The organism is Ketobacter alkanivorans, from assembly GCF_002863865.1.
GTDB classification, from domain to species: Bacteria; Pseudomonadota; Gammaproteobacteria; order Pseudomonadales; family Ketobacteraceae; genus Ketobacter; species Ketobacter alkanivorans.
In genome coordinates this window covers 4,721,361-4,735,753 of the sequence record NZ_CP022684.1, presented here as the reverse complement: position 1 = coordinate 4,735,753, position 14,393 = coordinate 4,721,361, and the positions used below count along the sequence as shown (strand labels likewise).

The window sequence follows — 14,393 nt, the reverse complement described above, 5'->3', positions numbered from 1 at the left end:
TTGATGAATTCGGTACTGAATCTGGCCGTATTTTCCAAGACCTTGCAGAAATTTCCCCAATCATACCCGCAGAACATCAAACCTGCTCAACGGAAAAGTAACAAAATTTAGCAACCCTATTTAAGCAGGCTCTCAATTTTATCCGGCAATTTTTTGTCGACGTACTGACGGGCGGAACAAATGGCTTGATTGAACTCGGCCGCATCGGCATTGCCATGGCTTTTTACCACCACACCGCGCAGCCCGACGAAAGCCGCTCCGTTATAACCGCTGGGATTAATCCGCTGTTCCACCCTACGCCAAAGGGGGGCCACCAACAGCCCAAATATTCGATGCCACCAGTTACGATTGAACTCACGCCGCACTTCAGACATCACGTAACGAGCCAGCCCTTCTATGGTTTTAAGAGCTACATTACCCACAAACCCATCACACACCACCACATCAGCCTTACCGGTAAACAGGTCAGAGCCTTCGACATATCCGATATAATTGAGATCTTCATCGCCACGCAACAGGTCATTGGCGGCCTTCACCTGATCATTGCCTTTGATATCCTCACTGCCAATGTTTAACAGCGCTACGGTGGGTTTGCGGCCACCATCAAGCACCTGGGCAACGGCCTGCCCCATCACAGCGAACTGATACAGTTGTTCGGAATCACAACCCACATTGGCCCCCAGATCCAGGACAAAAGTATGCCTGCCGTCTTCTCGGGGTAACGCGGAAATAATGGCTGGACGATCGATGGAATCACTGGTTTTGAGAATATGCCGACTGAGCGCCATCAGCGCACCAGTGTTACCGGCACTGACACAGCCATCGGCTTTGCCATCATTGACAGCATGCAGCATCAGCGCCATGGAGGATTGCTTTTTCGTACGGAGGGCGACCGCCGGGGATTCACCCATACCAATAACCTGTTCCGCATGGCAGAGTGAGAGGCGGTCCACATTGCGAGGCCCCAGCAGAGCTCGCATTTTGCTTTCTTCGCCAAACAACAAAACCCGCAAATCCTGCTGCTCAGACAAAGCGCGCAGAACTGCGGGTACTGTTACATCGGGACCAAAGTCCCCGCCCATTGCGTCAACCGCAAGGGTAACCATGCTGACGGCTTGGCTTACTCTTCGTCTTTACTAGCGATAACCTGACGACCACGGTAGAAACCATCTGGAGTTACGTGGTGACGACGATGGGTCTCGCCGGTGGTTACGTCTTCAGACAGAGTGCTACCGGGCAGGCTGTCGTGAGAACGGCGCATGCCACGCTTGGATCGGGTTTTACGGTTCTGCTGAACTGCCATTGTATGCTCCTGACTTACGTTACAACTCTATTTATCGGATTTCTTCAAACTACCCTTCAACTGCTCAAGAACAGCAAAAGGGTTGGGTTTTTCTTCCACTGCCGCTGCTTCTGCCTCTTCTTTGCCCGCGTAAGGAAATGGTTCGCAAGCATCATGATAGGCCACTATGGGCAACGCCAGTATTAACTCTTGCTCAAGCAAGCTGGCCAGCGTAATTTCCTCTTCCTCAAGCATAAACGGCTCGAGGCTTCCAGGCAGCTCGCTGATCTGCTCTTCGGTTTGAACAAACCCCAGATCAATACTGACATCGACCTTTACATCCACCGGCTCCAGACAACGCTGACAGACCAGTTTTACGGAAGCGCTGGCCTTACCATGAATCTCAGGCCGTGCCCGCTCCATTCGTAATGCCAGATCAGCTTCAACTCGGCCTTCGTCCGACACGCAGTCAGCAGCCAGGGTGGTAAGCTGCTTTAACGGCATAAAGCCAGTAAGCTTGCCTTCCTGACGCGCAAGTTTGACTGGTTTAATGGTTATAGGCAGTGGGTGCTCAAACATAAGCGCGCAATTCTAGGGTCAAGGTGTCACTCTGTCAAAGGCTTTAACAGGCTTTTTTCAACTGGATCAAGCATTTTCCCTATGCGATGATGGCCGCCCTTCGGTTTCGGCCCATTCAAGCCTAAGCTTCTCTGGTTCGGAGCCCGCAACATCACTAAACCTTTGATTTATTGCCAGCTTTCGGAGTGTCCAGTGCAACAGATCGTTTTGGGTTCCAGCTCCCCTTTTCGCAAAGAGCTGCTGCAAAAACTGATACCGGACTTCACCACCTGCTCCCCGGATATCGACGAAACCCCCCTTGCCGACGAATCCCCAACTGATCTGGTGCAAAGGCTAGCCCTGAAAAAGGCCGCAGCGGTCGCACAGCAGTTCCCCGAGGCGCTGATTATTGCCAGCGACCAAGTCTCCGTTTTGCAGGGCAACATCAACGGTAAACCGGGCAATTTTGAGAACGCATTTACCCAACTCAAATCCAGTAGCGGAAACACCGTCACGTTTTTAACCAGCCTTTGTCTTTATGATGCGAAGACTGGCCAAAACCAGTTAGTGGTTGAACCGTTTCACGTGCATTTTCGCGATCTGAATGATGGCGAAATCACACGATATCTGGAAAAAGAGACGCCTTTTAACTGCGCAGGCAGTTTTAAATCAGAAGGACTGGGCATTACCTTGTTCCAAAAATTGGAGGGTAACGACCCTAACGCATTGATTGGCTTACCCCTAATAAAATTAGCTGAAATGTTCAGAAATTTAGGTATACAAATTCCGTAATTTTTTTTGCCAATTTCTGAACAAATTTCATCGGGCGTCTACACTTATATAGTTAGGTGCTACGGCGTGTGCGAGCGCTTGTCGCGCACCCGGTGTTACGAGGCGAAAAACCGATGGCCGATGATATTCAGATTAACAAACCAAGACGTAGAAATACCAAAGAGAAAATAATCGACGAAGCCGAAGCATTGGCTGCGTTGCATGGTATTGAACATTTAAAACTGCAGGACGTTGCGGACAAGATTGGCATTAAGCTGCCGTCTGTGTATGCGCACTTCAGCGGCAGAGAAGACATCCTTGCCGCAATGGGCAGCCGCATCAGTAAGGGCATTACGCAACTCTATGTCGCCAAGCCTGGCGAAGCCCCCATTGAAACGTTAAAACGCGGCGCTCAAGAGATGCTTATATTTCTTGGCGATCGTCCTGCCTACTTCCGCCTGATGCTACGTGATCAGTCCGTACCGCTGGGATACGATCCGTTGAATCATCGTGCGGCAGTCAATCAAAATTTCAGCCTGCCTTCTGAAATAAATGATATGCACAACCGAGTGCAGAGCTTGATTGATCGATGCTGCGGCGCGGAAAACAAAATCGGTGCCGCTGACTTTACCGCGAGCGTGCATGGTTTCATGCTGATTCGATTAAGTTGGCTCCCCACCCGCAATGACGAGGAAGGCAACGTTTACGTTGAATACCATTCCATGCAGTCGACGGTAGACACTATCATCAATCGGTTACTGAATATAAACTGATTATTATTTCCAATAAAAAAGCGGAGCTGCCTGAATAGCGGCTCCGCTTTTTTATTGGTGGAGCAAGACTCTACTTAAGCGTGATGGTACCAATACCCAATGAAGCCATAACATGGTCTGCCATCGCTACACCCAAGCGCCCTGTAAACGCGTCAAACGGACTAACACGGGGGGTGTAATCAACGATATCTTCTTCACCGACAATTTCACGAGCTACTTGGCCAGGACTGGCAAGACCATCCACCAAACCCAATTCCAAAGCCTGTCGCCCGGACCAGAACAAACCGGAGAACACGATTTCGTCATCCTTGATACGATCGCCACGGCCTTCTTTGACTGCATCAATGAACTGCTGATGCACGTCCGTCAGAATGGAAGCAAAAAACTCTTTCTGCTTAGGATCCTCTGGCGAGAACGGGTCGAGCATTGCCTTATTGGTGCCTGATGTGTAAACCCTGCGCTCTACCCCAACTTTATCCATGACCCCCACAAACCCAAAACCATCGCTGACCACACCAATGGAGCCCACAAGGCTGGCAGGATCGGCGTATATTTCATCAGCAGAGGCAGAAATGTAATAGGCACCAGACGCGCCAATATCGGTAATCACCGCATACACTTTCTTTTCTGGGTACTGTTGTTTCAATCGCTGCACTTCCCGATACACCAAACCGGACTGTACCGGGCTGCCACCGGGGCTGTTCACCCGAATGATAATACCTTTGGAGTGCTCCGCCTCGAAGGCTTCACGCAAGCCCGACACCAGCCTATCCGCACTGGCTTCTGAATCATCCATAATCGCCCCTTTCAAATCCACCAGGGCAGTATGCGGTTTATTTGCGCTGACACCGGATGAACCCCACATGCCGGGGCTGAACACCATCAGCATCACAAACAAATAAACAAAGGTGAGTGATTTAAAGAAAATCCCCCAGCGACGGGCTTTACGATGCTCATCCTGAGAAGACGTCACCATCTTCTCGATCAACTTCCACTCTTTGTTCGAGCGCGGCCGATTAAAACGCCCGCGATCATTACCACTGCGCTGGTAGTTTCCGTTATTGGTATTCTGATTCTCGCTCATTGAGTACTTTCCTTAACACTTAAACTGCTTGGTGCAACCAGGTGGAGAGGTCGTTAACGCTGCCCACACAGACTTTCGGATTATGGCGCTGGAGCCGCTTTATATCATGAGCACCCCAGGTAACGCCAACGGAGTCCACCCCGGCGCGACTGGCCATCTCCAGATCAAACTCGGTATCGCCTACCATCACTGCCTCGTGGGGCTGTAAACCGTGAAAATCCAGAATTTCCAACAACATGTGCGGCTCTGGCTTAGACCGGGTCTCATCGGCGCAACGGGAGCTGTGGAACAGCGCGCCAACACCATGAGCATTAAAGACCCGAGACAAACCCTTACGGCTTTTACCGGTTGCCACACTCATCAGCACACCGCGCTCACTGAGGCTGCCCAACATGCCGGGTATGCCCTCATAAAAGGGGCTGGGGGTGGATTCTGCCACCACATAATGATGGGAGTATCGCTCCCGCATGAGCTGCACTTGGGTACCATCCAACACCGGGTGAAGGCGCAAAATCGCCAGCTCCAGGGCCAGACCCACAATATCCTGGACTTGCTCGTCAGTGGCCGGCTCGATTCCAACATCACTTGCTGCAGCCTGCATGCAGGCTGCAATACGGGAAAGCGAGTTCATCAGGGTTCCATCCCAATCGAATACGATCAGTTTATATTCAGACATACTTCTACAACCTGCTGAGAACGTTTTTTAACTCTTTTGGTAATGGAGCCTCGAACACCCGCCTTTGCCCCTCAGTGTCTACTAACTCCAACTTGGCGGCATGCAGGAACAACCGCTTGAGTCCTTTGTCCACAAAATAGGCGGCTTGTTCCCGATGCAGGTATTTTTCATCCCCGGCAATGGCATGACCGGCATGCTGAGCATGCACCCTGATCTGGTGGGTTCGCCCGGTAATCGGCTTTGCCTCTACCAGGGTGGCATTATCGTAAAGCTCCATCTGGCGAAACAGCGTCAAGGATTGCTTACCGTCGGTAGACACCCGAACCACCCTTTCACCGGAAGGCAGATGAAATTTCCGTAGCGGGGCCTCGATGCGATGCTCAAGGCCATTCCAGCGCCCCCAAAGCAGGGCTATGTATGTTTTCTGCAAGTTGTTGCCATCACGCAGATCTTCATGCAGCTTTTTCAGAACGCTACGCTTTTTGGCCACCATAAGGCAGCCAGAGGTGTCCCTGTCCAGACGGTGAACCAGCTCCAGAAAGCGTTGACTTGGACGCATCAACCGCAGGGCCTCAATCACGCCAAGACTGACGCCGCTGCCACCGTGAACGGCCAACCCGCTGGGCTTGTTAATCACAATCAAACCATCATCTTCGTACAAAATGGCGGCTTCCAGCTGACTTTTCAGATTATCTCCCACAAACAGGGATTCTTCCGAAGCGGGTTTGGTATGTGCGGGGGGCACCCTCACCACATCACCGTCCTGGAGCTTATGCTCAGGCTTGATTCGGCCCTTGTTTACCCTCACCTCGCCCTTACGAATCATGCGATAAATGGCTGATTTTGGTACACCTTTCAGGCGCGACATCAGAAAGTTGTCGAGCCGTTGGCCGTGCTGGTCTTCGGTTACAGTGACCATGGCCACCGCAGTGCGGTTATCATTGCTGCTCATGAGGAATCAAGGACTTAATGCTATCTGTTTGATGAGGTTAACATTTCCTGCTATATTGCTGTGTGCCTATAAAAGCGACGGGCAAGGCTAGCCAGGTTCATCCCCTTGCACAGTCCAGCCACACAATGGCAAGACGACCGGGGGCTGAGTATTCTACCTAGAATACCTGCAATCACCTAATTATCCTGCCGCGTTGCCATAACAGGTGAAGGATCACGATGGTTCCGACTCGTAATTATTACGGCGGGCGAATTACAACGTGGTCAACGTTATCCCAAGCGGATGCCTCAGTTTTAGTAAAGGCTCAACCAGCCAACTGACCGAGACCGCAAAAGATGATTGCTTTTATTGCTGTGCCTATTTTACCGGCCCCAATAAGACACCAGCGCCGACACAACGGATGCATCTGAACCTGCACGCTCTCGTGCAACAGAGCACCCCTTTATGTGCCGGACAGCGCAAACAAATGTAAGACAAATGCTAAAAAGGTACGTTAGCCCTGCCCCATAGAGGACAGCGCAGCGTGAATGTTAAACACGCGTTTAACAGAGCAAGAGAGACGAAATTATTTATCCGGCCTGATCCGAAACGCTCAATTAGTCCATTGCACAGACGGAATCACACAGTGCAATCAAAAATGGAGCATCATGGCCTGATAAGGGAAGTGACAGCCAACGCAAACGGTGCGAGCTGCTCGACCCGGCAAGAAGCATATTAACCGGTACTGAAAGCGATAGCAGTTCATACCGGATACAGCGTATGGGATAACAGGTGCCAAACAAGACATGCTGTTATCACAATTGCCTGCCATTATGATGGGTCAGGCCGCTGGTCTGTAGTGACGTTGCTCAGATCGGTTTAATACTGCTTCCCTGCCCGTAATCCGCCTCCTTTCTGTTATCCGCATAGATTGCTGGATACACCCTGCATGAAAAGAATGCTCATTAACGCAACACACTCAGAAGAGCTACGTGTTGCTCTGGTCGATGGCCAACGTTTGTATGATCTGGACATTGAACACCGCACCCGAGAACAGAAAAAGTCAAACATCTACAAGGGCCGAATCACCCGCATAGAACCCAGTCTAGAGGCCGCGTTTGTTGATTTCGGCTCTGAACGCCACGGTTTTCTGCCACTGAAAGAAATCTCCCGCGAGTATTTCGTAAAAAACCCCAAAGACATCCAAGGTCGCTTCACCATCAAGGATGTGATCAAGGAAGGTCAGGAAGTCATCCTGCAAGTAGGTAAAGAAGAGCGCGGCAACAAGGGCGCAGCCCTGTCCACCTTCATCAGCCTGGCCGGACGCTATCTGGTACTGATGCCTAACAACCCCCGTGCCGGCGGCATTTCACGTCGCATCGATGGCGATGAGCGAGCCGCTCTGCGGGACGTTATGAACGGCCTGAATATCCCTCAGGATATGGGCGTTATCATCCGCACTGCCGGTATCGGCCGCAGCGTGGCAGAACTGCAGTGGGATCTGGACTACCTGCTGACCCTGTGGACCTCCATCAGTGAGGCCTCCGAAAAGCGCTCTGCCCCATTCCTGATCTATCAGGAAAGCAACGTTATTATCCGTGCGGTGCGTGATTATCTGCGCCAGGACATCGGCGAAGTGCTGATCGACACCAAGGAAGTGTACGAAGAAGCTCTGACTTTCGTGCGTCAGGTAATGCCGCAGTACGAAAACAAGATCAAGCTGTATACCGATAATATCCCCCTGTTCAATCGTTATCAGATCGAATCCCAAATCGAAACCGCTTTCGAACGCGAAGTGAAATTGCCTTCCGGCGGCTCTATCGTGATCGATCCTACCGAAGCACTGGTGTCCATCGACATCAACTCCTCCAAGGCCACCAAAGGCGCAGATATCGAAGAAACTGCTCTGATGACCAACCTGGAAGCTGCTGACGAGATCGCCCGCCAACTGCGCCTGCGTGATATCGGTGGACTGATCGTAGTGGATTTCATCGATATGAACGCCAACCGCAACCAGCGCGAAGTGGAAAACCGCATGCGTGATGCGCTGGAAGTGGATCGTGCCCGTATTCAGGTGGGCCGCATTTCCCGCTTTGGCCTGATGGAACTATCCCGTCAACGCCTGCGACCCTCGTTAGGTGAAACCAGTGGCCATATCTGCCCCCGCTGCAGTGGCGTAGGCTTCATTCGCGACCTGCACTCATTATCTCTGAACATTATGCGCTTGATTGAAGAAGAAGCGCTGAAAGAGAACAGTGGTGAAATCCACGCTAAAGTACCTGTTAATGTGGCGACCTACCTGCTGAATGAAAAGCGCGACAATATTGTGGCCATCGAAAGCCGCAACAAAGTACGTGTATTGATTCTGCCCAGCCCGAATCTGGAAACTCCACATTATGAAGTCAACCGTATCCGCAGTGATCAGGTAGAGGGTGAAGGCATTGCCAGCTATGACCTGATTGATGCCGCTGATGAGCTTGAAGAGGATCTGTTGGCTCCGGGTGAAAGCCCCATTCACCGCCAGGAAGAAGCAGCGGTGCAAATGATTCAGCCCAACACCCCTGCGCCAACACCCATAGTGAAAAAAGATCCAAGCTTTTTCGCTCGCCTGTTCGCATGGTTCGCCCAGCTGTTCAGCAGCAATGAAGAGCAGGAAACCAAACAGGTAGAACAGAAACGTAACCAGCCAAATCGCAACCAGCGTGGCGGAAACCGTAATCCGCGTGGTGGCAACCGCAACCAGCGTGGCGGTGAAAATCGCAACCAGCGTGGCCGTAACCGCCGCGACAATACCAACGCGGAAAAGGACGATAATAAAGAAGCTGCAAATAAGGATGCCGCTAAGGATTCGGCCAACGAAAACCAAAACCAGAACCGCGATCAGAAGCAGGGACGGGGCCGCAACCAGAAGAAAGATCAGCAAGGCAACCGTAGCAGACAGCCAGCCGAGAACAAGCAAAAGCCTGCTGACGGCAACAGTAGCAATGAGGAAGGCCAGGAGTCGGGGAACGCCCGTCGCGGCCGTCGTCGCAGCTCCAATGACAATCGCCGTCGCCGTCAGAGCAAAGCGCAAGCCGGTGAGCGCGATCAGCAGTCTAATCAAACCGAGTCTGGTAATGCTCAAACTGACGCTGTAGCCCCGAAGCCTGCCCAAGGCTCAGACAAACCTGCGCAAGCGCCGAAAGCTGAAGCAGCAAAACCTGAGGCTACCAAGTCGGACGCAACTGACTCCAAGCCAGCGGCTCCTGCTAAAGCCGAAACGCCAAAAGCTCCACCGGCCAATGGCGCATCAGCTGAAGCCAAACCAACGGCAGAAGCCCAGGCAAACAAAGCTCAGCAGCCGAAACCGGCAGCACCCAAAGCCGACGCTCCGGCTGCTGCGAAACCTGCTGCAGAAGCGCCTAAACCACAAGAGGCTCCAAAACCTCAGCCCAGTAAACCGCAGGGTAATGCGCAAGCAGAAACCAAGCCCCAGCAGTCAGCGCCACAGCCAAAAGCCGAAGCGCCTAAACCTGCTGCCGCGCCAGCTGCGCCTGCCAAGGTTGAAGCCAAAGTAGAAGCCCCAAAACCGGCGGCACCTGCTACTCCGGCAGCAGCTACTCCGGCAGCAGCAAAGCCAAGTGCTCCAGCGGCTCCGGCAGCAGCCAAACCTGCTCCCAAGCCACAGGAAGCAGAACAGCCCGGGCAGCGTGCTTCTAACGATCCGCGGGAAATACGCCGTCGCCAGCAGCAAGAGGCCGCCAAAGCCAAAGCCGCCGCCGCGACAGAAGTAAAGAAAGACAGCTAAACCCGGTGCGCTTACCCTGACCTTCAGGGTAAGCGCATATCTTTCAATAGCAGCTAGCTTTGAAAGAACTTAACTGAACGGGAAATGAGTTAGATGATGCTGGGTTCAATTTCCAGCTCGACCCCAAAACGATCCAAAACCTGTTGTTGTATCTTTGCAGCCAACGTCAACAAATCTGCACTCGACTGCCCCTCATTGACCAACACCAATGCCTGGCGATCATGAACACGGGCCTGCCCCAACCGCTTTCCTTTCCAACCCAAACGATCAATCAACCAACCTGCCGCCAGCTTAACCTGTCCATTTGGCAGCTCATAGGCAACCACCGAAGGCTCAGCCATTTTAATGGTCTGGAATACCGCTACAGGCACCACCGGGTTTTTAAAAAAGCTTCCAACATTAGGCGCTAACGCTGGATCCGGTAGTTTTTCGGTACGAATACGAATGATTATATGGCGTACATCGGCAGCAGTAAGCTGATCGACATCATAACCCCACTCATCGGCGCTGTTGCGAATCTCTCCGTAATCCAGCTTTAAGGTGGGGGTTTTGTTCAGCCTCAACACCACGGCGGTGATAACGTGACGCCCCTTTTCTTCTTGTTTGAATACGCTGTCGCGGTAACCGAAACGGCATTCTTTGCAACTGAATTGCTGCGGCGAAAGATCCTTGAGACGCAGCGTTTCCACAGCCTCCAGACAATCTTTCAGCTCTACACCATAAGCCCCGATATTCTGGATCGGGGCAGCACCGACCGAGCCTGGGATCCAACTCAGATTCTCAAGCCCATACCAACCCTGCTGCACGCAGGTTTCTACCAGGCCATCCCAGTTTTCACCAGCCCCCACTTTGATCACAACCTGCTGCGGCCCTTGCTCCAGCACTTCCACCCCGCCGATACAGTTGTGAATTACCAGCCCCGCCACATCAGAAGTCAGCACAATATTGCTGCCACCCCCTAACACCAGCAGCTCGTTAGACGTGGTTTGCTTGAGCGCATTCTTCAGTTCATCAACAGAGGTTACCGTACAGAATGATTCTGCCCGCACATCAACAGCCAGTGTATTGAAGGGCTTTAGTGAATGATTATATAAAAGAGTCACAGGTCGCTCTGCAGTCGCAGCAGCAAGCCATCGCAGGCGTCTTCCACCAGATCCAGCACATGATCGAAGCCTTCTGCACCGCCATAGTAGGGATCGGGCACTTCACGCTCGTCGCTGGAACTGTACACCAGGAACAGCTGAATTTTAGGATGATGGTGCTGCGGAGCCCGGCGCTTTAAATCGGCAAAGTTGGAGCGATCCATTGCCAGGATATAATCGTACTCTTCAAAATCCTGATCACACACCTGGCGGCCTCGCAGATCGGACATAGGGTAGCCTCTGTGCTGGGCCGCTTCCGATGCCCGGCGATCAGGTGCTTCGCCCACGTGATATGCCGCCGTACCGCAGGAATCATGGATGATACGCTGCTCAAGCCCCAACTCTCGAGCCTTCACCCGAAACACGGCTTCAGCCGTGGGAGAGCGGCAGATATTGCCTAGACAGACGAACAAAACCTTTTTCACAACCTGATCTCTTTTAATTAATAGTGCAGCTGAATATCAACCTGCAAACAGCGCCCGAACCCGATCCAGATCCTGCTGGGTATCAACACCGGCAGGCGGTTTCACCGCTGCCTGCTCCACATGAATTTTCACCCCGTGCCACATAGCCCGCAGCTGCTCCAGGCATTCCGTCTTCTCCAGCGGGCAAGAACCCCAGCGCACAAAGTTATGCAGCAAGGCCACTCGATAACCGTATATGCCGATGTGGCGCTGCACTGGCATGTGCACCGGCAAACTGCCACTTCGAGTGGCCGCCTCATAGGTGTCGCGACTGAATGGGATCGGGGCCCGACTGAAATAGAGCGCATACCCGCTGGCATCGGCCACCACTTTTACCGCATTGGGATCAAACACGGTGTCGATGCTCTCGATCGGTTCGCTCAGGGTCGATATACCCGCATTGGAACCCGCAAGATTCTGTGCCACCTGATCGATGACCTGCGGTGGAATCAAGGGCTCATCGCCTTGCACATTCACCACAATATCATCATCGGCCAATGACAATTTGCTGACCACTTCCTGCAGGCGATCCGTGCCCGACTCATGATCTACCCGGGTCATCACCACGTTGGCGCCAAAACTACGGGCAGCTTCTTCAATTCGAATATCGTCTGTGGCCACCACCACTTCCTTTGCGCCACTCAAGCAGGCCTGCTCGTAGACTCGCTGAATCATGGGTTTACCGGCAATGTCCAACAGAGGTTTGCCTGGCAGACGTGTGGATGCATAACGGGCGGGAATGATGACGCGGTACTCAGTCATGGCTTATCTCAATATCAATGTACTTAGTAAAGATGGCGGTGATGTGCCTGGAAGTGCTCCAATCGTTGCATTATAACATCGATAAGCTCAGGCTGAATCTGCGCATTTATGGGCAAATAGGCCCCTTTAAGGCCAGTGAATCGACGTAGTTTAACCGCGTCTTTTTCGGTGGTGAGCACAAAACCGGACTGGTACGGTTCCAGGTCCAGCTCACTGTAGTCATGATGATCCGGAAAGGATACCGGCAGATGTTTAATGCCCTGATGCTGTAACGTGCTGAAAAAACGCTGCGGGTTGCCAATACCGGCAATGGCTGTGACCTGTTGCTGCAGGGCTTCATGCAGTAAGGAGCTGGAGTCCGAATTAAGTCCTACGGCCTCACCCGGCTCCACCTGCATGGGAAAGCATTTCTGCTCCGGCACCCCCCAACGGGAAAGCATCCCGCCAGAACAAGGTAGGCTGGCGTCGCCACCGTTAACAATGACGGCATCCACAGACTGCAGGCGGTGAATCGGCTCTCGCAAGGGCCCCATTGGCAGCACTTTGCCATTGCCAAATCCGCGACTGCCATCGACCACCACCAATTCAACCGTGCGGGAAAGCCCATAATGCTGCAGCCCATCATCGCTGATGATCACATCAACCGCACCACTACCTGTTATAGATCGAGCCGCCGCCGAACGATCAGGGTCCACCACCACAGGCACGCCAGTACGAAGGTGAATCATCAGCGGCTCATCCCCCACCACGGAGGCACTATCACTGTCAGTGACAGTGTGGGGGTAACGGGGGGCCTTTCCACCATAACCACGACTCACGACACCCGGCCGCAAACCCTGCTTTTGCAGTTGTTCAATAAGCCAAATGGTGACAGGGGTTTTGCCGGTACCGCCCACACTGATATTGCCTACCACAATGACCGGCACCTCAGGGTGATGCGCCGGGGATTGGCCATTCAGATAACGATTGCGGCGCTGGCGAGAGATGAACTTGAATACTAAAGAGAGGGGCCAAAACAACCAGGCCAGTGGGTTATGACCATACCAGAGCGAGTTGAAGAAGCGATGCAACACAGTCATGGCAACCGAAACGCTATTGCTCCGGTTGCTGGGCGGTAAGTCTCAACTTGGTGAAACCAAGCTCCCCTGACACATCCATGGCCGTCATCACTGCTTGATGGGTGGCGTTCGCATCGGCGGTGATTATCATTGGCAGATCGAAGTTACCCTTGGACTGATCCTTCAGTGCCTTTGCCAGAGTTTCGCGGTCGCGGTTCACCAACAACTGCTTATTAACTGCGTATTCGCCTTCTGCATTGACTTCAATTTCTATGAATTCTGCCGCCTCTGCTGCTCCTTCAGCGACCGCTTCAGGCAGCTCCACTGTCAACTCTCGCTCGCGGGTAAACGTGGTCGACACCATGAAAAATATCAGCAGCAGAAACACCACATCAATTAACGACGTGAGGTTAACATTAACCTCCTCCACCGGTTGGCGCTGGAACTTCACTTTTTATCACCTTCGGAAGATTCCGCTTCCCGGTCACCGTGAATTACATCCACTAACTTGACTGCATCCTGCTCCATCATGACCGCGATCTCGTCGATACGTCGACTGAAAAAACGATGGAAAAACAGTGCAGGAATCGCCACCACCAAGCCGGCGGCAGTCGTGTACAGCGCTTCGGAAATGCCACCGGCCAGAATCGCCGCGTTGCCAGCGCCTTCCAACACAATGGCATTGAATACTTTAATCATACCGATAACCGTACCCAGCAGACCCAGCAAGGGAGCGACTGCAGCAATCGAACCTAACAGGTTAAGAAAGCGCCCCATTTCATGAATTTCATGGGTGGCGGTATCGACAATGGCTTCCTTCATAATGTCACGGCCGTGTTTGGCGTTGATAAGACCAGTCGCCAACACCCGCCCCAATGGTGATGAGTCACGCAATTCTTTGACTTTTTTGCCATCGAGTTTGCCGTTTTTCACCCATCCCCATACCTGAGAAATCAGGTTGCGGGGGCTAATTTTATTCACACGCAGCGCCCACAAACGCTCAACGATGATGGCCAACGCCAAAATCGAGCACAAAATGATGGGGTACATGACCATGCCCCCAGCTAAAATCAAATCAAGCACTCGCACGCGCTGTAATCTCCTA

The 14,393-nt window shown here is 52.6% G+C and carries 15 protein-coding genes; 3 read left to right on the top strand and 12 right to left on the bottom strand.

Features of this window, described 5'->3' with window-relative positions; all coding sequences use genetic code 11:
* Positions 1-116: 116 nt before the first annotated feature.
* From plsX to Kalk_RS20315, 3 genes are read right to left on the bottom strand one after another with little or no spacing between them, the layout of a single operon-like run.
* A complete protein-coding gene (plsX, locus tag Kalk_RS20325) occupies positions 117-1,106 on the bottom strand; it encodes a phosphate acyltransferase PlsX (protein WP_101896000.1) in 990 nt (329 codons plus the stop codon).
* A gap of 14 nt (positions 1,107-1,120) precedes the next feature.
* Entirely contained in the window at positions 1,121-1,303 is a 183-nt protein-coding gene (gene rpmF / locus Kalk_RS20320) for a 50S ribosomal protein L32 (RefSeq protein WP_101895999.1), read from the bottom strand.
* A 27-nt stretch (positions 1,304-1,330) separates the two neighbouring features.
* Complete coding sequence (locus Kalk_RS20315; protein ID WP_101895998.1) at positions 1,331-1,861, bottom strand: YceD family protein; 531 nt, start codon at positions 1,859-1,861, stop codon at positions 1,331-1,333.
* Between the two features lie 192 nt (positions 1,862-2,053).
* Here Kalk_RS20315 and Kalk_RS20310 point away from each other — a divergent pair, with 192 nt between their 5' ends.
* Together Kalk_RS20310 and Kalk_RS20305 are read left to right on the top strand one after the other, a co-directional pair.
* Positions 2,054-2,632, top strand: coding sequence for a Maf family protein (locus Kalk_RS20310; protein ID WP_101895997.1), 579 nt, complete (start codon positions 2,054-2,056; stop codon positions 2,630-2,632).
* A gap of 113 nt (positions 2,633-2,745) precedes the next feature.
* Positions 2,746-3,384 (top strand): TetR/AcrR family transcriptional regulator, encoded by a 639-nt coding sequence (locus Kalk_RS20305; protein WP_101895996.1) that lies wholly within the window; start codon positions 2,746-2,748, stop codon positions 3,382-3,384.
* A 70-nt stretch (positions 3,385-3,454) separates the two neighbouring features.
* On the opposite strand, the gene Kalk_RS20300 is transcribed toward Kalk_RS20305, so the two are convergent.
* Genes Kalk_RS20300 through rluC form a run of 3 tightly spaced genes read right to left on the bottom strand, consistent with a single transcriptional unit; the run spans position 3,455 to position 6,096 of the window.
* Positions 3,455-4,468, bottom strand: coding sequence for a S49 family peptidase (locus tag Kalk_RS20300; protein ID WP_101895995.1), 1,014 nt, complete (start codon positions 4,466-4,468; stop codon positions 3,455-3,457).
* Positions 4,469-4,487: 19 nt separating this feature from the next.
* Positions 4,488-5,144, bottom strand: a complete 657-nt coding sequence (locus Kalk_RS20295; protein ID WP_101895994.1) for an HAD family hydrolase — start codon at positions 5,142-5,144, stop codon at positions 4,488-4,490.
* Between the two features lie 4 nt (positions 5,145-5,148).
* Complete coding sequence (gene rluC, locus Kalk_RS20290) at positions 5,149-6,096, bottom strand: 23S rRNA pseudouridine(955/2504/2580) synthase RluC (RefSeq protein WP_101895993.1); 948 nt, start codon at positions 6,094-6,096, stop codon at positions 5,149-5,151.
* 928 nt (positions 6,097-7,024) lie between these two features.
* On the opposite strand from rluC, the gene rne reads away from it, so the two are divergent.
* Positions 7,025-9,862, top strand: a complete 2,838-nt coding sequence (gene rne, locus Kalk_RS20285) for a ribonuclease E (RefSeq protein ID WP_101895992.1) — start codon at positions 7,025-7,027, stop codon at positions 9,860-9,862.
* An 89-nt stretch (positions 9,863-9,951) separates the two neighbouring features.
* Here the strand turns inward: rne and murB are convergent, their stop codons facing one another.
* The 6 genes from murB to Kalk_RS20255 are packed head-to-tail and all read right to left on the bottom strand — an operon-like array spanning position 9,952 to position 14,371.
* On the bottom strand, positions 9,952-10,965 hold the full coding sequence (gene murB / locus Kalk_RS20280) for a UDP-N-acetylmuramate dehydrogenase (protein ID WP_101895991.1): 1,014 nt from the start codon (positions 10,963-10,965) through the stop codon (positions 9,952-9,954).
* Positions 10,962-11,429, bottom strand: a complete 468-nt coding sequence (locus Kalk_RS20275; protein WP_101895990.1) for a low molecular weight protein-tyrosine-phosphatase — start codon at positions 11,427-11,429, stop codon at positions 10,962-10,964. The genes murB and Kalk_RS20275 overlap by 4 nt, the downstream gene beginning before the upstream one ends.
* Before the next feature lie 36 nt (positions 11,430-11,465).
* A complete protein-coding gene (kdsB, locus tag Kalk_RS20270; RefSeq protein WP_101895989.1) occupies positions 11,466-12,230 on the bottom strand; it encodes a 3-deoxy-manno-octulosonate cytidylyltransferase in 765 nt (254 codons plus the stop codon).
* Positions 12,231-12,253: 23 nt separating this feature from the next.
* Positions 12,254-13,309: a tetraacyldisaccharide 4'-kinase gene (lpxK, locus tag Kalk_RS20265; RefSeq protein WP_101895988.1), complete on the bottom strand. Its 1,056-nt coding sequence runs from the start codon at positions 13,307-13,309 to the stop codon at positions 12,254-12,256.
* Positions 13,310-13,322: 13 nt separating this feature from the next.
* On the bottom strand, positions 13,323-13,739 hold the full coding sequence (locus Kalk_RS20260; RefSeq protein ID WP_101895987.1) for an ExbD/TolR family protein: 417 nt from the start codon (positions 13,737-13,739) through the stop codon (positions 13,323-13,325).
* Positions 13,736-14,371, bottom strand: coding sequence for a MotA/TolQ/ExbB proton channel family protein (locus Kalk_RS20255; RefSeq protein WP_101896417.1), 636 nt, complete (start codon positions 14,369-14,371; stop codon positions 13,736-13,738). Before Kalk_RS20255 ends, Kalk_RS20260 begins: the two co-directional genes overlap by 4 nt.
* Between the last annotated feature and the right edge of the window lie 22 nt (positions 14,372-14,393).